The sequence below is a fragment of the Pseudomonas sp. Marseille-Q5115 genome, from assembly GCF_916618905.1.
Lineage (GTDB): Bacteria > Pseudomonadota > Gammaproteobacteria > Pseudomonadales > Pseudomonadaceae > Aquipseudomonas > Aquipseudomonas japonica_A.
This window is the reverse complement of record NZ_CAKAKI010000001.1, coordinates 3,718,627-3,736,648: the sequence shown is the minus strand read 5'-3', so window position 1 is coordinate 3,736,648 and position 18,022 is coordinate 3,718,627. Positions and strand designations below refer to the sequence as shown.

Annotated in this window: 13 protein-coding genes; 12 read left to right on the top strand and 1 reads right to left on the bottom strand. The window is 60.1% G+C overall.

What is annotated here, in order from left to right:
* Positions 1-223: 223 nt before the first annotated feature.
* Positions 224-1,354 carry a polysaccharide deacetylase family protein gene (locus LG385_RS17070; protein WP_413247333.1) on the bottom strand — a complete coding sequence of 377 codons (1,131 nt, stop codon included), beginning with the start codon at positions 1,352-1,354 and terminating at the stop codon, positions 224-226.
* A gap of 141 nt (positions 1,355-1,495) precedes the next feature.
* Here LG385_RS17070 and yaaA point away from each other — a divergent pair, with 141 nt between their 5' ends.
* The 12 genes from yaaA to LG385_RS17010 all read left to right on the top strand — a co-directional run bounded on the left by yaaA (position 1,496) and on the right by LG385_RS17010 (position 18,016).
* Positions 1,496-2,266 carry a peroxide stress protein YaaA gene (gene yaaA, locus LG385_RS17065; protein ID WP_181121824.1) on the top strand — a complete coding sequence of 257 codons (771 nt, stop codon included), beginning with the start codon at positions 1,496-1,498 and terminating at the stop codon, positions 2,264-2,266.
* 842 nt (positions 2,267-3,108) lie between these two features.
* A complete protein-coding gene (locus tag LG385_RS17060; RefSeq protein WP_181117078.1) occupies positions 3,109-4,428 on the top strand; it encodes a nucleotide sugar dehydrogenase in 1,320 nt (439 codons plus the stop codon).
* 102 nt (positions 4,429-4,530) lie between these two features.
* Complete coding sequence (alg8, locus tag LG385_RS17055; protein ID WP_181121826.1) at positions 4,531-6,012, top strand: mannuronan synthase; 1,482 nt, start codon at positions 4,531-4,533, stop codon at positions 6,010-6,012.
* 34 nt (positions 6,013-6,046) lie between these two features.
* Positions 6,047-7,210 (top strand): alginate biosynthesis protein Alg44, encoded by a 1,164-nt coding sequence (locus LG385_RS17050; protein WP_181117080.1) that lies wholly within the window; start codon positions 6,047-6,049, stop codon positions 7,208-7,210.
* Between the two features lie 15 nt (positions 7,211-7,225).
* Positions 7,226-8,671, top strand: a complete 1,446-nt coding sequence (locus tag LG385_RS17045; RefSeq protein WP_225775222.1) for an alginate biosynthesis protein AlgK — start codon at positions 7,226-7,228, stop codon at positions 8,669-8,671.
* A complete protein-coding gene (locus tag LG385_RS17040) occupies positions 8,668-10,161 on the top strand; it encodes an alginate export family protein (protein ID WP_225775221.1) in 1,494 nt (497 codons plus the stop codon). Before LG385_RS17045 ends, LG385_RS17040 begins: the two co-directional genes overlap by 4 nt.
* A 27-nt stretch (positions 10,162-10,188) precedes the next feature.
* The gene (algG, locus tag LG385_RS17035) at positions 10,189-11,805 is read left to right on the top strand and encodes a mannuronan 5-epimerase AlgG (RefSeq protein WP_225775220.1); all 1,617 of its coding nucleotides are present in this window, start codon (positions 10,189-10,191) and stop codon (positions 11,803-11,805) included.
* 11 nt (positions 11,806-11,816) lie between these two features.
* Positions 11,817-13,259 carry an alginate O-acetyltransferase gene (locus tag LG385_RS17030; protein WP_225775219.1) on the top strand — a complete coding sequence of 481 codons (1,443 nt, stop codon included), beginning with the start codon at positions 11,817-11,819 and terminating at the stop codon, positions 13,257-13,259.
* Positions 13,260-13,272: 13 nt separating this feature from the next.
* Positions 13,273-14,433: a mannuronate-specific alginate lyase gene (locus LG385_RS17025; RefSeq protein ID WP_225775218.1), complete on the top strand. Its 1,161-nt coding sequence runs from the start codon at positions 13,273-13,275 to the stop codon at positions 14,431-14,433.
* A 139-nt stretch (positions 14,434-14,572) separates the two neighbouring features.
* A complete protein-coding gene (locus tag LG385_RS17020; RefSeq protein ID WP_225775217.1) occupies positions 14,573-16,138 on the top strand; it encodes an MBOAT family O-acyltransferase in 1,566 nt (521 codons plus the stop codon).
* Positions 16,139-16,149: 11 nt separating this feature from the next.
* Positions 16,150-17,298 carry an alginate O-acetyltransferase gene (locus LG385_RS17015; RefSeq protein WP_225775216.1) on the top strand — a complete coding sequence of 383 codons (1,149 nt, stop codon included), beginning with the start codon at positions 16,150-16,152 and terminating at the stop codon, positions 17,296-17,298.
* Positions 17,299-17,347: 49 nt separating this feature from the next.
* Positions 17,348-18,016: an alginate O-acetyltransferase AlgF gene (locus LG385_RS17010; protein ID WP_225775215.1), complete on the top strand. Its 669-nt coding sequence runs from the start codon at positions 17,348-17,350 to the stop codon at positions 18,014-18,016.
* The last annotated feature ends 6 nt before the right edge of the window (positions 18,017-18,022 follow it).

The following is an 18,022-nucleotide window of genomic DNA, read 5'->3' as shown; positions in this document are numbered from 1 at the left end:
GCCTTTTGAACGATGTTTCATGTTTATTTTTCGGTGTGACGAATAGCGCTTGGCGCGCATGAGCCACACCGTTACAGTCCGAAGTCAACCGACCTTGGCTGACGCGCCGCTTCGCTTGGGGCTACAAGCTACAAGCTTCAAGCTTCAAGCTTCAAGCTTCAAGCCGCCGAACCGCTTGCAGCTTGCAGCTTGCAGCTTGCAGCTCACGGCTTGCAGCTCGCCGTCACGGGTAATCCCGACAATCCTCCCACGCAATCCCGCTCTGTGCCGTCGCGGCCAGCAGCGCCGGCACGGCGGTGCGCGCCTTGAGCTGGGCATCGTGGAACACGATGATCCCTTTTCGCCATAGCAGCATGAGGGTCAGCACGCGATCGCCGCTGTCCTCGGCGCTGAGTTGAGTGTTGCTGTCCTGAGAGTCGATGTCCCAGAGCACCACGTCCAGCTGCTGGCTTTCGAAAAATTCGCCACTGTCTGGCCGGCGTTGGCCATAAGGAGGGCGGAATTGCGGTACGTAGCTTTCCGGCAGCTGGCTTTGCACCAGCGCCACGCTGCGCAGTACCGAATCCTGCCAGTCCAGCCATTGGCTATGAGATCGGTATTGCCAGCCCCCCACCCCCACGCACTGATCGCGGTATAGCGCTTCGAGCTCCTCGGGCGAGACGCTTTGCCGGCGCAACTGCACACTGTTGCCCAGTACGAAGAAGGTCGCGTTCATTTTCTGCCGACGCAGGAAGTCCGCAATCCAGTCAGTGTTGCCCTCCGCCGGGCCAGGGCCTCCATCGAACGACAGCAGGAACACCCGGTCTTCAAGTTCATCACCGTTATGCTCGGCCTTGGAGAACTTCACCACCTCGCTGCTGATTTCCGGCAGCAGCGCCGCCATGTGCAGTTGCTCGTCCAGGTAGGCCCGGCTGAAGGCGCGGCCGGGTTCGGCCCAGGGCGCATAAAAGGAGTCGGACTCTACCTTGAACTGGCCCGCCTGGGCCTTGAGGTCGTCCAGGTTGTCTACGGCGTAGCAGAAGGACGCATCCTCGGCACAGCTTTGCTGAGCATGGTCGAAATTGGCCCAAAGGCGTTGCCACCATTGCTCACGTAGGGCGTTGATCGCTGCCATGTTGATTTGATGCAACCCGAGGCGATCGGCCAGCGCGGCTTCGTCCAGAGCCTCGCTGGCCAGTAGCTCGCGGGAGAAGCTCAGGATCTGTGCCCGGGATGCCACATCGAATAGCGCAGGCGTACTCAGCGCTTCTGGCCACTGGCTACGGTCCATCAGGGCCACTTCGGCGGGCGCGGCCTGCACGGCGGCAGGCGCGAAGGGCAGGGCAAAGGCAAGCATCAATGGGAGCAGGCGCAACGAAAGTCCTCCTTGAGCAGTATGCGCGCATGATAGCCACCCACCCGGCCGCTGGCGAATCAATCACGGAGATAGCCACAACAGTGTTGAAGCGAGGCCGTTAACGCGCCAAGCTCGCTCCTTTTTTCTGGAGCGCCCTTCATGTTGTTGGTGATCTCGCCTGCAAAGACCCTCGACTACGAAAGCCCCTTGCCAACCCGGCGCCATACCCAGCCCGCCTTTATCGAGCATTCGAAGGAATTGATCGCTGGGCTACGCGAGCTTTCACCGGCTCGGTTAAGTGAGCTGATGGGCATCTCGGACAAGCTCGCCGGCCTTAACGCAGCGCGCTTTGGCAGCTGGTCGCCCAGCTTTACCCCGGAAAACGCCCGCCCGGCCATTCTGGCCTTTAAAGGTGACGTTTATACGGGCTTGCAGGCCGAGGAATTTTCCGAAGCGGATTTCGACTACGCGCAGCAGCACCTGCGAATGCTCTCGGGCCTCTACGGCCTGTTACGGCCGCTGGACCTCATGCAGCCCTACCGGTTGGAAATGGGTACGGCTTTCAAGAACGCACGCGGTAAAGACCTTTACGCCTTTTGGGGAGATCGTATCAGCGAATGGCTGAACCTGGCACTCAAAGAGCAGGGTGATGACGTGTTGGTCAACCTGGCGTCGAAGGAGTACTTCTCTGCCGTGAAGCGGCCGGCATTGAAAGCGCGGGTGATCGACTGCGAGTTCCGCGACTTCAAGAACGGCGAGTACAAGATCATCAGCTTTCACGCCAAGAAGGCGCGGGGCCTGATGGCGCGTTACGTGATTCGCAATCGCCTGGAGCACCCTGAGGCGATGACAGCGTTCGACGAGGCCGGTTACCGCTATGCGCCGGAGCGTTCGAGTGCCAATAATCTGGTTTTCCTGCGCGATAGCTAAACTGTGATCGCAGTCACACTGCGTATTTGCCTCATTTCAGTGACGTTTTCCGGGCTTGCAGCTCGTGCAAGCTGCAAGTTGACGGAAGTCCGGCGCCAAATACCGGTCAAAGTGTCGGAGTCAAACTGACGCTAGTGTCTCCCAGCTTGAAAAAAGTCCAAAAAAGCCAAAATTTTTTTGGGTGCTGGCGCTTTGGGTTTTTGGTGCTACAAGGCATTGATTTTAAAGGGAAATGGCTGGATTTTATGGCTTTGTGCCACTACGTTTTGTAGGAAAAATCCACTGGAAAATTGTATGAGCGGTGCTAGCGCTCAGGAACTTCCCGGGGTATCTGTAGCTCATACGACGCGTACTGAATCACTCAGCGTGTGAGAGATGACGTACACGGCAGGAGATCGAAGCGGCTGGATGTAGTGATCCAGGCGTGTGACTCGAAGGGAACTGTGAAGGCAGCCCGAAAGTTAATCTCAGGAGAGAACGCACCATAACTACCCTCAGCGCAAGGCCAGTCCCGAGTTTGCACGGCAAACTCATGCATGCGGCTTAATGCTTGATTCGCAAGGCATAACAATACCCCGCGAAGGCAAGTAGCGAAAGTAAGTGAGCCGTTCTGTCATAAAGGCTGGCTACATTCCAGGGCGGACCTGAAAAACAGGGTTCCATATGCCCTTGTTGAGTGCACATTCTGGGGCACTCGGACTTATTATGCCTGCATTAGGTTGTGCGACAATCGGAATGACACATTTAGTTGTCACGCATCCGAGTGCCCGAATACTGCTGGTTAATTAACCCCCAGTCTGGCTCCTGAGTGAGCTGGCGTGATAAACACATGAGGTGAAGCGATGCGTATCAGCATCTTTGGTTTGGGCTATGTTGGCGCGGTATGTGCGGGTTGCTTGACAGCTCGTGGTCACGACGTGGTTGGGGTTGACGTTTCGCAAGTCAAGATCGATCTGATCAACGACGGCAAGTCGCCAATCGTCGAGCCTGGCCTGGAAGAACTCCTTGCCAGCGCAGTGAGCAAAGGCAAGTTGAGCGGTACCACTGACTTCGCTAAAGCGGTCCGCGAGACCAATGTTTCGATGCTGTGCGTACCTACGCCAAGCAAAAAGAACGGCGACCTCGAACTCAATTACATTGAAGCCGTATGCAAGAGCATCGGTGAAGTGCTGAAAGAGAAATCCGAGCGCCACACCGTGGTCGTGCGCAGCACCGTGCTGCCAGGCACCGTGAAGAACGTGGTCATTCCTACCCTGGAACAGTACTCCGGCAAAAAAGCTGGCGTGGACTTCGGCGTAGCAGTGAACCCAGAGTTCCTGCGCGAAAGTACCGCTATCAAAGACTACGACCACCCGCCCATGACCGTTATCGGCGAGTTCGATAAACAGTCCGGCGACGTGCTGCAAGGCCTGTACGAAGAGCTCGACGCTCCGATCATCCGCAAGCCGGTCGAAGTGGCCGAGATGATCAAGTACACCTGCAACGTATGGCACGCGGCCAAGGTCACCTTCGCCAACGAAATCGGCAACATTGCCAAGGCATGCGGCGTGGACGGCCGTGAAGTGATGGATGTGGTCTGCCAGGACCACGTGCTGAACCTGTCCGCCTACTACATGCGCCCAGGCTTCGCTTTCGGCGGCTCCTGCCTGCCCAAGGACGTTCGCGCACTGACCTACCGCGCCAGCTCGCTGGACGTGAAGGCTCCGTTGCTCAACTCGCTGATGGTCAGCAACGAGCAACAAGTGCAGAACGCCTTCAACGTGATCAACGGCTACGGCAAGCGCAAGATTGCCCTGCTGGGCCTGAGCTTCAAGTCCGGCACCGATGACCTGCGTGAAAGCCCGCTGGTAGAGCTGGCCGAGCGCCTGATCGGCAAAGGCTTCGAGCTGAGCATCTACGACAAGAACGTAGAACACGCTCGCATCCTGGGCGCGAACAAGGAATACATCGAGTCCAAGATCCCTCACGTGTCGTCCTTGCTCAAGTCTGACTTCGATGCCGTTGTAAACGGTGCTGAAGTGCTGATCCTGGGTAACGGTGACAAGGCCTTCGGCGAGTTGCTGCAAAACCCGCCAGCGGGCAAGCAAGTATTCGATCTGGTTGGCTTCCTGAAGAAAGAAGCGACCGATTCGAACACGAACTACGAAGGTATCTGCTGGTAACAGCCGTGACCGCGGTGGGCCTACGGCCCCCGCGGTTCTTTACGCCTGCCTTAACACTTTCGAACGCCGATCCGGGCGGTCGATGAAGAGACGGATGCGGATATGTCGAGGCTAAAGCACGGCCTGCTCCAGGCTGCTGGATGGCTGTTTTACTTGTGTCTGCTGATGGGCCTGGCGCTTGCGCTGCCCCCATCGCTGTTCAATTCTGATTCCAAGGATTTCATTTTCCTGATTGGCGCCGTGGGTATCTGGCGCTATTCGATGGGTGCCATGCACTTCGTGCGCGGCATGCTGTTCCTTTATGTCGTTTACCCACTGCTGCGCCGCAAGGTGATGAAGCTGGGCACTGACGCAGATCCTTCCCACGTGTTCCTGATGGTCACCAGCTTCCGTATCGACGCCAGCACCACGGCGGCCGTGTACCAGTCGGTGATCCGCGAAGCGATCGACAGCGGCTACCCCACCACCATCGTCGCGTCCCTGGTGGAAATGTCGGACGAGCTGTTGATGAAGTCCCTCTGGGCCAAGATGAACCCGCCTGAGCGGGTGAGCCTGGACTTCGTGCGCATCGCCGGTACCGGCAAGCGGGACGGGTTGGCGTATGGCTTCCGTGCGATTTCGCGGCACCTGCCTGACGAGCATGCGGTAGTGGCCGTGATCGACGGCGACACCGTGCTCAACGAAGGCGTGGTGCGCAAGACTGTGCCCTGGTTCGCCCTGTGGCCGAACGTGGGTGGCCTGACCACCAACGAGTTCTGCGAAGTGCGTGGCAGCTACATCATGAGCGAGTGGCACAAGCTGCGGTTCGCCCAGCGCCACATCAACATGTGCTCCATGGCCTTGTCCAAGCGCGTGCTGACCATGACCGGCCGGATGTCCGTGTTCCGCGCCTCGGTGGTAACCGACCCGCTGTTCATCGCCGACGTGGAGAGCGATTCGCTCAAGCACTGGCGCCTGGGCACCTTCCGCTTCCTGACCGGTGACGACAAGTCCAGCTGGTTCAGCCTGATGCGCCTGGGTTACGACACCTTCTACGTGCCGGATGCGACCATCAACACGGTCGAACACCCGCCGGAGAAGAGCTTCGTCAAGGCCAGCCGCAAGCTGATGTACCGCTGGTACGGCAACAACCTGCGTCAGAACTCACGCGCCATGGGCCTGGGTATCCGTCGCCTCGGGCTGTTCACCATGGTGGTGCTGTTCGACCAGCGCGTGTCCATGTGGACCTCCCTGCTGGGGCTGACCGCGGCCTTGATCGCGACGTTCAAGTACAGCGTCACGTTCCTGCTCGCGTACCTGCTGTGGATCGGCATCACCCGCCTGATTCTCACCATCCTGCTGTCGCTCAGCGGGCACTCCGTGGGGCCGGCCTACCCGATCATTCTTTATTACAACCAGATCGTCGGCGCGCTGATGAAGATCTACGTGTTCTTCCGCCTCGACCGCCAGTCCTGGACGCGGCAACCCACGTCCACGAAACGCGATCTGGCCAGTTTTCAACAATGGTTCAACACCTGGTCTTCTCGGACCATGACGTTCTCGGCAGGCAGCGTCTTCGTTGCGTTCCTGTTTGCGATCGTCTGACCAGCCCTCAATGGATTAAGTAGGAAAATTAACCATGAATACAGCCGTCAACCCCAATGTGGTCCATGAGTCCGAAGCCCAGCGCCAATTCGCACGGGTTCGCCTGCCAGCGAAGATCCGTTTCATCGGGCCGAACCGCGAAACCCAGGAAGCGAAAGTAGAAGAGCTTTCCGCCGGTGGTTTCTCCTTCATGCCTAAAAACCCGCTGGTCGAGGGGCAGATCTACCGTGGCCGCCTGATGTTCGTCATCGACAACCTGGGCCTGGGCATGGACATCGAGTTCCAGGCTCGTTCGGTCGAGGGCAACGGCCGCGTCGGCGCACAGTTCCAGAACCTGGAACAGGCCGACATCGCTACCCTGCGTCACCTGATCACCTCTCACCTGAGTGGTGAGTTGGTCACCATGGGCGACGTGCTCGGTACCCTGCAGCGCGACAACTTCACCAAGGCCCGCAAGCGCAAGGCCGCTGGCAACGACATGTCGTTCTTCGGCCGCTTGCGCGCCGTGACCTTCAGCCTGGGGATCTTCATCGTCGGGCTGGTGGCCTTCGGTTACATCTTCAAGTCGGTCTACAACCTGTACTTCGTCACCCACGCTGAGTCGGGTGTGGTGGCCGCGCCAGGCATGAACATCACCATGCCGCGTGACGGCACTGTATCCAGCCTGGTAGGCGCCAACGGCCTGGCTCCAAAAGGCTCGCCGCTGGCCAGCTTCAGCACCAGCATGCTGGACGTGCTCAAGGGCCACCTGGAAGAACAGGACCTGACCCCACAGAAAGTGACCGAGCTGTTCGGCAAGCAAATGACCGGCACCCTGACCTCGCCATGCGACTGCATCGTGGCTCAACAGCTGGTTGCCAACGGCCAGTACGCCAGCAAGGGTGACGTGATCTTCAACCTGGTGCCACGCAACTCCAGCGCCAACATCGAAGCCCGTTACACCTACCGCCAGATCGACGACATTCGCCCAGGCACCAAGGTTGACTTCCGTGTAGCCGGTGATGACCAGCTGCGTTCGGGCCAGGTAGTGTCTGCCACCAACCTGAAGACCGACGACTTGTCCACCGACATGCGCGTGACCATCAAGCCAGACCAGCCGCTGGACGTGAAATACGCTGGCCGCCCTGTGGATGTTTCCAGCACCCACGGCCCTTCGATCGACTGGCTGATCGACAAAGCCATGGCCCACGGCTTCTAAGTGAGCGTCAGGAGAATGAGCGTGGCTGACACTCTACGACATCTGCATCGGCCTGCCGTACTGGGCCTGGCCGTGGCCTTCGCGCTGGCTGGCTGTGCCGGCCTGCCGGACCAACGCCTTGCCCAGGAAGCCATGAAAAACGGCAACGTGGCTTTGGCGCAGAAGAACTACCAGCAGCTGGCAGACCTGGGCTACGCCGATGCCCAGGTTGGCCTGGCTGACATCTGGGTTGAAAGCGGCGACCCCGCGCAGCTGGCCAAGGCCGAGGCGACCTACCGCGCCGCCGCGCCTACTTCGCCACGCGCCGCCGCTCGCCTGGGCAAGCTGCTGGCTGCCAAGCCCAACAGCACCGAGGCCGAGCGCCACGAGGCTGAAGGGCTGCTCAAGAACTCCTTCGCCAGTGGCGAGGGCGGCACCTTGATGTCCCTGGCGCTGCTGTACATCCAGTACCCCCAAAGCTTCCCGAAGGTGAACGCGCAACAGAAGATCAACGAATGGAAAGCCGCTGGCTATCCTGAAGCGGGCCTGGCCCAGATCATCCTGTATCGCGTACAAAACACCTACGACCAGAACCTGGCGGAAGTAGAGCGCATCTGTAAGGCTGCACTCGATACCACCGACCTGTGCTACGTGGAACTGGCGACGGTTTACCAGAAGCAGAACCGCACGGACGACCAGGCTGCGTTGGTCAAGCGGTTGCAAGACAGCTTTGCCGTTGGCCGTGTACAGCCTAACCGCGTAGACGCGGTGGCCCGCATCCTGGCCAACCCGGACCTGGGCACGCCTGATCCGAAAACCGCCCAGGCCCTGCTTGAAAGCGCCTCGGGTACCTACCCGGGCGCCTACATCAGCCTGGCACAGCTGCAATACGACTACCCCGACCTGGGCGACACCGACCAGCTGATGGGCTACATCGACAAGGGCCATGACGCTGACCCGAGCCGTGCCGAGTTGCTGCTGGGCAAGATCTACTACGAAGGCAAGGTGGTATTGCCGGACGCCGCCAAATCCGAGGAGCACTTGAAAAAGGCGCTTCCGGATCAGGTCAGCGCCTACTACTACCTGGGCCAGATCTACCGCCGTGGCTACCTGGGCATGGTCGAGCCGCAGAAGGCCGTGGATAACCTCCTGGTCGCTGCCCGCCGTGGCCAGATCAGCGCAGACTTCGCCCTGGCTCAGCTGTATTTCAACGGGCGGGGCACCCTGCCGAACCCGGTGAACGCTTATGTGTTCAGCCAACTGGCCAAGAACCAGGCGATGCTCCAACCGCAGCCACGCCAGGAAGTACTGGACCTGGCCAAAACAATCGAAGAACAACTACCACCGCAAATGCGGGCTCAAGCCCAGCAACTGCTGCAGCAGGAAACCGCCGCCCGTGGCGCGGTTTCCGGCCAGGACAATGCCGCCGTAGCGCTGCATGCCCTGCCAGAAACAGCAGTCGGTGAGGACCAATCCCTATGATGCTCAACAAATTCATGCTGGCCGGTATCGGCCTTGGCTTTGCGACACTTTGGTCCTGCCCGACCCTGGCGGCGTTGACCGCCACCGATAACTTCGGCCTGGAAGTGAAAGTCACTGGCCAGTCCGAAGACGACCGCGACCTGGGCACCCGCTCCGGCGGCGATGTGGCGGGTGTGGGTATCGACCTGCGCCCCTGGGCCTACGGCGAATGGGGCAACTGGAGCGCGTACTTCATGGGCCAGGCCGTGGCGGCCTCGGACACCATCCAGACCGACCCGCTGTTGCAGCCCGACGACAACGTCAATGGCACCACCAACAGCCGCTACTACAGCAAGGACCGTGAAGCGGACGACAGCTACCTGGCCCTGCGCGAGTTCTGGGTGGGTTACAGCCGCCTGCTCACGCCATACCCGGGCGAGCTGACCAAGTTCGGCCGCCAGCGCCTGCGCCAGGATGACGGCCAGTGGCACGACAACTACATCGAGTCGCTCACCTGGAACCTGGACACCACCCTGCTCAAGGCAGACGTGGGGGTAGGGCAGCGCTTCAGCGACTACCGTACCGACTACTCGCGCCTGTCGCCCAATGACAAGGACCGTACCCACGTGTGGGGCGACGTGTCCTACCAGTGGGCGCCGAGCCAGTGGGTAGGCCTGCGCGCGCACCATGTGCATGACGATGGCGACCTGGCCAATGCCGGGGAAGAAATCGACGACCTGGACAAGACCAGCAACGGCGAGCTGACCTGGCTGGGCCTGGAAGCGACCAGCGATGCCTACAACCATCGCAACACCAACCAGATCAACTACTGGGGCAGCCTGACCTGGCTCACCGGCAATCGCGATACGTTCAACCGCACCGATACCAACGGCATCGTCACTGCGGGCGACACCTATGGCGAAAACGTCAATGGCTGGGCGACCGACCTGGGCGTGCGCCTGCGTCTGGACCCTCAGTGGCAAGTAGGTGCTGCCTACGCCCGCGCCAGCAAGGACTACGAGCAGAACGGCCTGCAGAGCAACCGCTCCAGCTGGACCGGTACCCGCTCGCGCATCAGCCGCTTCGGCGAAGCCTTCCAGGCTGAGCTGGCCAACGTGCAGACCGCTTCGATCTTCGCCTCCTGGGAAATGCAGGAAGACTACGACGCCAGCCTGATCTACCACCGCTTCTGGCGTGTGGACGGCAGCTCGCCGATCGGCGGCAGCAACATCAACGCGGCGTACGAATCCACGGACGCCACCACCGGTGATGTTTCGCTGTCCACCTTGCCGCTCAACGATGGCGAGAAAGACCTGGGCCAAGAAATGGACCTGGTTGTGACCAAGTACTTCAAGCAAGGCCTGCTGCCCGCGAGCCTGAGCCAGTCGTTCGACGAACCGTCCGCGCTGGTGCGCCTGCGCGCCGGTGTGTTCAAGCCCGGCGATGCCTATGCCGGTGGCGTGGACAATTACATGCATCGCGCCATCGTCGACGTCATCTGGCGTTTCTGATGGGTACCGCCAAGGGAGTGCAATGAGATGAAGCATTCATACAGCAAGGTGCGGCCGCAGGTGCGCAAGCACGCCTGGCCAGTCGCTGTGCTGGCCGGAGCACTGCTGATCGCCGGTGGCTCCGCCCTGGCCGCCACCGCGCCTGCGACCCAGGCGGTGGTGAAAGCCGGTACCACCAAGGAGCTGCAGGCCGCGCAGAACTACAGCGTGGCCAGCGCGCCCACCGAGCCCCTGGACCTGGCGCCGCCCAAGCTGCCCGACCTGAGCGGTTATACCGCCCAGGCCGCGCATGCCAAGGTCGACCGCAGCAAGAAGGGCAAGGTAAGCATGCGCCGTATGATGCAGGAGCTTCCGCTCAAGGCGTTCATCGGCGGTGACAACAAGATGATGGCGTGGGTTGGCAAGCAGCGCGGTATTCCGCAGGCCATCTTCATCGATGACGGCTACGTCAACTTCGCCGACCTGGGCAAAACCGTACCCAAGCAATACCTGCGCGAAACTTCGCCAGGCGTGTGGTTGGCACGGGTCCCGATCGTGGTCGCTCACAAGGGCACCCTTGAGATCGACGGCCGCGTGAAAGAGCTGCGCCTGTCCCAGGACGGTGGTTCGTTCATCGTCAACGACGGCAAGCTGTTCACCTTCGATACCAAGGTGACCGGCTGGAGCGAAGCGAAGAACGACCAGGCCTGGTTCAAGGAAAAGGATGAGTTCCGTCCGTTCCTGGTGAGCTGGGGCGGCACCGAGACCTACATCGTCAATACCGAAATGAAAAGCTTCGGTTACAACGAGAGTAAGTCCTACGGTGTGAGTATTTCCCAGTACACCCCGAGCATGAAGGTGCAGATGGGCCGTAGCGAACCTACCGGCTGGATCATCGGCTCCACCTTCTCGGACATGTGGTACGGCTACTACTGCTACGAAACCCAGGGCTTCGTGGTGAAGAGCAACACCTACCACGACAACATCATCTACGGCATCGACCCCCACGACCGTTCGCACGGGCTGATCATTGCCGACAACACGGTGTACGGGACGAAGAAGAAGCACGGGATCATCGTTTCGCGGGAAGTGAACGACAGCTTCATCATCAACAATCGCAGCTACGACAACCACCTCTCGGGCGTGGTGCTTGACCGTAACAGCGTGGGCAACCTGGTGGCTTACAACGAGATCTACCAGAACCACACCGACGGTATCACCTTGTACGAGAGCGGGGACAACCTGCTGTGGGGCAACAAGCTGGTGGCCAACAAGCGCCACGGCATCCGTGTGCGCAACAGCACCAACATCCGCCTGTACGAAAACATGGCGATGGGCAACGGGCTGACTGGCGTATACGGCCACATCAAGGACCTCAGCGATACCGACCGCGACATCGCCCTGGACCCCTTCGACGCCGAAGTGTCGATGATCGTGGTTGGCGGCGAGCTGTCCGGTAACGGCACCAACCCGCTGGCGATCGACTCCCCGCTGAGTATCGAGCTGTATCGCGTAGCGATGCTGGCCCCTACCAAGCAGGGTGGCATCAGCCTGACCGGGATCCTGGGTGATCATCAAACCGAAATTCTGGACCTGCTGATTCGCCAGAAAAAAGCAGTGTTGATCGACCCGGTCGAGAAACAGACAGACATGGCGCAGGATTAAGGACCATTTCCATGCATTCACATTTGATCAAGCTGCTCAGCCTGTCAGGCCTGGCCGCCGCCCTGTATGCCGCAGGGAGCGCGCAGGCCGCCGAGGTGCAGCCGCCGACGTTTACCGCGCAGCCCTGCTGCCAGCTGTGCCCGGCCGCGGCCGATGCACGCAACTACGTAACCCGGTACCAGAAGAACTTCACCACCCTGATCAAGGGGGAGGGTGACTGGCTGTTCCGTACCGTGGAAGACCTGCGCACCGAGTTCAAAACGTCGCCCGAAGGCTACCGTCGCATGAAAGAACTGCACGACGCCTTCAAGGCCCGCGGCGTGGAAGTGGTGATCGTGTACCAGCCCACCCGTGGCCTGGTAGACCGCGCGCACATGCTGCCGGCTGACCGCGAGCGCTTCGACTACAACACCGCGCTGAAGAACTACAAAGACATGCTGGGCCGCTTCCAGGCCATGGGCTACCACGTGCCGGACCTGTCGCCGCTCACCAACGAGCAACAGGCGCATGACTTCTACTTCCGTGGTGACCAGCACTGGACGCCGTATGGCGCCGAGCGCACCGCGAAGATCGTGGCCGAAACCATGAAGAAGGTGCCGGGCTACGCCAGCATTCCAAAGAAAGAGTACGAGACCAAGGTTTCCGGGCGCATGGGCAAGACCGGCACCCTGCAGAACATGGCCGGCCAGCTGTGCAACAGCAGCTATGCGATCCAGTACATGGACACCTTCACCACCGAGCCCAAGGGCGAGGCCGGCGACGGCGACCTGTTCGGCGACACCGCCAGCCCGGACGTGACCCTGGTGGGTACCAGCCACAGCGGCAAGAACTACAACTTCGCGGGCTTCCTGCAGCAGTACAGCGGTGCCGACGTGCTGAACGTAGCCTTCCCGGGCGGTGGTTTCGAAGGCTCGATGCTCGAATACCTGGGCAGCGAAGAGTTCCAGAAGAAGCCGCCGAAGATCCTGGTGTGGGAATTCTCCCCGCTGTACCCGCTGGACCAGGAAACCATCTACCGCCAGATGATGGCGCTGATGGGCAATGGCTGCGAAGGCAAGCCAGCGGAGCTCGCAGCCAGTGGCGTGGTCAAGCCTAACCAGACCACCGAACTGCTGGTGAACGGCCAGAACGGCATCAAGGACCTGGAAAACTGGAATCATCAGGTTGACATCAAGTTCGCCGACCCTTCGGTAAAAGACCTCAAGGCAACGCTGTGGTACATGAACGGCCGCCACGAGGACATCAAGATCGAGAAACCGACCACTTCCGATACGGATGGGCGCTTCGCTTTCGAACTGCGCGATGACGAGGACTGGCCGAAGATGAACCTGCTGGCCGTGGAAATCCACGGGCCGGAAGACGCCAAGGCCGGGCCCCAGAAAGTTGAAGCGAAGCTTTGCAAACGCAACGTGTTCCCCGGTGTTGCCACGCGCAACGCACAAGTCGGGCTCTGAGGGCTGAATGCATATGTTGACTTCTCGTCTTACCCCCCGGGCCGCTCGCCGCTTGCTGGCGCCGGCCTTGCTGGGCCTTGCCATGTTCGGCTCCGCGGCGCACGCCGCGGGCCTGGTGCCACCTCAGGGATACTACCAGGGCATCGAGAAGCCAGGGAAAGGCGGAGATTTCGAGTGCCCGGCAGTGCCGGCCCCGTTCACCGGCTCGCTGCAATTCCGCAGCAAGTACGAAGGTTCGGACAAGGCCCGGGCCACCTTGAACAAGGATTCGGAAGAAGCCTTCCGTGATGCCACCAAGCCGATCACCACGCTGGAGCGTGGTATCAGCAAACAGGTGATGCAGTTCATGCGCGACGGCAAGCCGGCCGAGCTGGACTGCACGCTGCAGTGGCTGGGCACCTGGGCGGACGCCAATGCGCTGATGTCGAAAGACTTCAACCACACCGGCAAATCCATGCGCAAGTGGGCACTGGGCAGCATGTCGTCCTCGTACCTGCGGCTCAAGTTCTCCGAGTCTCACCCGTTGCAAGGCCACGAGGCGCAAACCCAGAAGATCGAAGCCTGGTTCAGCCGCATGGCCGATCAGGTGGTGAGCGACTGGAGCAACCTGCCGCTGGAGCAGATCAACAACCACTCCTATTGGGCAGCCTGGTCGGTGATGGCGACGTCCATCGTCACCAACCGGCGCGACCTGTTCGATTGGTCGGTGAAGGAGTTCAAGGTGGCCGCCAGCCAGGTGGACAACCAGGGCTTCCTGCCAAACGAACTCAAGCGCAAGCAGCGCGCGCTGGCCTATCACAACTACGCCTTGCCGCCGCTGGCCATGATCGCCAGTTTCGCCCAGGCCAACGGTGTGGACCTGCGCCCTGAAAACAACGGCGCGCTCAAGCGCCTGGGTGACCGGGTATTGGAAGGCTCGAAGGAGCCGCAAGAGTTCGCGCAGAAAAACGGCGAAACCCAGGACATGACCGATCTGAAGATCGACAGCAAGTATGCCTGGCTCGAACCCTACTGCACGCTCTATGACTGCACCCCGGACACCATCGCGCGCAAGCGGCAGATGGAACCGTTCAAGACCTTCCGCCTCGGCGGCGACCTGACCCGCACGTTCGACCCTCAACATGAAAAAGGGGAGAAGGGCGGCAAGGGTGACAACGACGACGACGGGCTCTGACAGGCCTGGTTGGTCGCGTGAATGCGGGAGGGGGCAGTTAAGGCGTCTGCCCCCTTCGCACTTTCCCCTTGGCTTCGGCCGGGGGGGTATGGGGGGGCTATAGCGGCTCCCAGTGTAGGAAAAACAAGGAGAGATCGGGATGGTTTTCTCATCCAACGTGTTCCTGTTCCTGTTCATGCCGATCTTCTTCGGCTTGTACTATCTGAGCGGAACGCGCTATCGCAACTTGCTGCTGCTGGTGGCGAGCTATGTGTTCTACGCCTGGTGGCGCGTCGACTTCCTCGCGCTGTTCGCAGCCGTGACGCTGTGGAACTATTTCATTGGCCTTCGCATCGGCGCCAACGGCGTGCGAACGAAAACCTCTCAGCGCTGGCTGCTGCTGGGCGTCGGGGTAGACCTAATCGTGCTGGGCTACTTCAAGTACGCCAATTTCGGCGTGGACAGCCTGAACGAAATCATCACCTCGTTCGGTCTTGAGCCGTTCATCCTCACGCACATCATTTTGCCGATCGGTATCTCGTTCTATACGTTCGAGTCCATCAGCTACATCATCGACGTGTACCGCGGCGATACCCCGGCCACCCGCAACCTGATCGACTTCGCGGCGTTCGTGGCTATTTTCCCGCACTTGATCGCCGGCCCCGTGCTGCGTTTCAAGGACCTGGTGGACCAGTTCAACCACCGCACGCACACCCTGGATAAATTCTCCGAGGGTGCGACACGTTTCATGCAGGGCTTTATCAAGAAGGTGTTCATCGCCGACACCATTGCGGTGGTGGCAGACCATTCCTTCGCGCTGTCAGACCCCACCACGGGCGATGCCTGGCTGGGTGCGCTGGCGTACACCGCGCAGCTGTACTTCGACTTCTCCGGTTATAGCGACATGGCCATCGGCCTGGGCCTGATGATGGGCTTCCGCTTCATGGAGAACTTCAAGCAGCCGTATATCAGCCAGTCGATTACCGAGTTCTGGCGGCGCTGGCACATCAGCCTGTCCACCTGGCTGCGTGATTACCTCTACATCACCCTGGGCGGTAACCGTGGCGGCACCTTTGCCACCTATCGCAACCTGTTCCTCACCATGCTGCTCGGTGGCCTGTGGCACGGGGCGAACTTCACCTACATCATCTGGGGCATGTGGCACGGCCTGTGGCTGGCCATCGAACGCGCGCTGGGTACCGATGCCGCGCCTCGCCGTTTCAATCCGATCAAGTGGATCTTCACCTTCCTGCTGGTGGTACTGGGCTGGGTGATCTTCCGCGCAGAAAACATGCATGTCGCCATGCGCATGTATCACGCCATGTTCAGCTTCGGCGAATGGCAACTGTCCGAGCTCAACAGCGCCAGCCTCACCGGCCTGCAAGTCGCTACCTTGATCGTCGCTTACATCACCATGGCCTTCTTTGGCCTGCGTGACTTCTATTACGCGCCGATCAACGCCCGCGCCCAGAAAGCCGCTGCCCAGCAAGCCAGCGTCGAGGCCAATGGCCCCGCCACCGCGCAACCTGGCCAGATCAAGGCTGTACCGGGCGACCAGCCCGCCATCGTGCAGGCGCATTCGGCGGGGCACCAGGTGCAAGCGGCGTACTGGGTCGCTGACTGGCCGCGCTATCTCATGCGTACGCTGGTTCTGCTGTTGTTCGTGGCTTCGATCCTGAAGCTGTCGGCGCAGAGCTTCTCGCCTTTCCTTTACTTCCAGTTCTGAGCGAGCCGCCCATGACACGTTCATTACGCATTCTCTACATCGCAATCTTCTTCGGCATTCTGGTGCTGATGGGGCTCTGGTCTCTGGTGTCGTTCGGCAGCTTCGAGCGAACGGCCCAAATGACCTTCCTTAATGGCAAGCTGACCAAAGCCGTGGAAACTCACTACGACGAGGAGTTTCCGATCAAGCGCCTGGGCACCAACCTGTGGGCGGCAGTGGACTACAAGCTGTTCAATGAAGGCCGCCCGGGGGTAGTGCTGGGCAAGGACCAGTGGCTGTTCACTGACGAAGAGTTCAAGCCGGTCGCCAACGGGGATCAGATCGAGAAAGAAAACTTCGAGCTGATCCGTGGCGTGCGCGACCGTTTGCAACAACAAGGTATCAAGCTGGTGATGGCAATCATTCCTGCCAAAGCCCGCTTGTATCCAGAGCACTTCGGCGACACTCAGCCTGCCAGCATGCACAAGGACCTGTATGAACAGTTCCATGCGCAAGCGCAGCAGGCCGGCATCTTTGCTCCGGATTTGATGACGCCGCTACAGCAGGCCAAGCCAACCGGGCAAGTGTTCCTGCGCACTGATACGCACTGGACACCGCTGGGCGCGGAAGTTGTGGCACGTAATATTGGCGCCGCTATTTCGGCACATTCGCCAATTAATACTACCCCGGTTCAATATGTAACCGAGGCAGAGCAGCCCAAGCCGTACAAAGGTGACCTCACATCTTTCCTGCCGCTCGACCCGCTGTTCACAAATTTGCTTCCGCAGCCAGATAGTTTGCAACAAAAGACAACTCGCGCTGTCGAAGGCGCTGTGGAGAGCGAGGATGCCCTCTTCAGTGATGCCGAAGTTCCGGTGGGCCTGGTAGGTACGAGCTACAGCGCCAACCCGCACTGGAACTTCCTGGGCGCACTGCGCGAGTCGTTGCACAGCGATGTCGTGAACTATGCCGAGGAAGGCCATGGTCCGATCTTGCCGATGCTCAAATACTTGCAGAGCGACGGCTTCAAGAATAACCCACCGCAAGTTCTCGTTTGGGAATTCCCTGAGCGTTACTTGCCGATGAAGAATGATCTCAGCGGCTTCGACCCTGCGTGGGTCGCGGAACTGAAGAAAACTCAAGACAGCAATCAGAATCTGGCTGTAGGCCAGAACAACTGAAAATTTTAAATAAACGGCGCACGTTTCATATCAGCCGAGAGGAACGCACATGACCGCAAAGACTTTGAAGACTGCCCTTCGTACTTCCCGTATCGCCAAGGCCTGTGCACTGGCCGTAGGGTTTGGTCTGTTGTCCACCCAGGCCTTCGCGGCCGGTGACGGCGCGCTGTACGGTCCAACCGCGCCCAAAGGCTCTGCATTTGTACGGGTATATAACGCCAGCAACCAGGAAGTGACTTCCACCATCGGTACCGGCAAGCCGTCGGAAATCGCCCCGCTGGGGAGCAACGATTTCGAGTTCATGCCAGGCGGCCAGTACACCGCCAAGCTGGGTAGCGAAAGCCTGCCGGTAAACCTGGCCGGTGACCATTACTACACCATCGTGAAGAGCGCTTCCGGCACTTCCAAACTGGTTGAAGAGAAAGCGTTCAACAACAAGCAGAAAGCCCTGGTGCGCGTGCAAAACCTGAGCGACAAGCCGCTCGCGCTGAAAACCGCCGATGGCAAGGAAGTGATTCCAGCCGTTGCTCCTAACGCCAGCGGCGACCGTGAAATCAACCCGGTCAAAGTTACGTTCGCGCTGTTCGACGGCGCCACCAAGGTCAAGGACCTTCCAGCGGTCACGCTGGAGCGCGGCGACGCCACGGTCCTGTATGTAACCGGCCAAGGCAGCAGCTTGAACCCTGTATGGGTCAAGCGCCCTGTTTCCACCCGCTGATCGCGG

Excerpts from the sequence above, each read along its gene's own strand:
- LG385_RS17060 (WP_181117078.1), top strand. The coding sequence starts at position 3,109 with ATGCGTATCAGCATCTTTGGTTTGGGCTATGTTGGCGCGGTATGTGCG.
- LG385_RS17040 (WP_225775221.1), top strand. The coding sequence starts at position 8,668 with ATGATGCTCAACAAATTCATGCTGGCCGGTATCGGCCTTGGCTTTGCG.
- LG385_RS17050 (WP_181117080.1), top strand. The coding sequence starts at position 6,047 with ATGAATACAGCCGTCAACCCCAATGTGGTCCATGAGTCCGAAGCCCAG.
- alg8 (WP_181121826.1), top strand. The coding sequence starts at position 4,531 with ATGTCGAGGCTAAAGCACGGCCTGCTCCAGGCTGCTGGATGGCTGTTT.
- algG (WP_225775220.1), top strand. The coding sequence starts at position 10,189 with ATGAAGCATTCATACAGCAAGGTGCGGCCGCAGGTGCGCAAGCACGCC.
- yaaA (WP_181121824.1), top strand. The coding sequence starts at position 1,496 with ATGTTGTTGGTGATCTCGCCTGCAAAGACCCTCGACTACGAAAGCCCC.
- LG385_RS17045 (WP_225775222.1), top strand. The coding sequence starts at position 7,226 with ATGAGCGTGGCTGACACTCTACGACATCTGCATCGGCCTGCCGTACTG.
- LG385_RS17025 (WP_225775218.1), top strand. The coding sequence starts at position 13,273 with ATGTTGACTTCTCGTCTTACCCCCCGGGCCGCTCGCCGCTTGCTGGCG.
- LG385_RS17030 (WP_225775219.1), top strand. The coding sequence starts at position 11,817 with ATGCATTCACATTTGATCAAGCTGCTCAGCCTGTCAGGCCTGGCCGCC.
- LG385_RS17020 (WP_225775217.1), top strand. The coding sequence starts at position 14,573 with ATGGTTTTCTCATCCAACGTGTTCCTGTTCCTGTTCATGCCGATCTTC.
- LG385_RS17015 (WP_225775216.1), top strand. The coding sequence starts at position 16,150 with ATGACACGTTCATTACGCATTCTCTACATCGCAATCTTCTTCGGCATT.
- LG385_RS17010 (WP_225775215.1), top strand. The coding sequence starts at position 17,348 with ATGACCGCAAAGACTTTGAAGACTGCCCTTCGTACTTCCCGTATCGCC.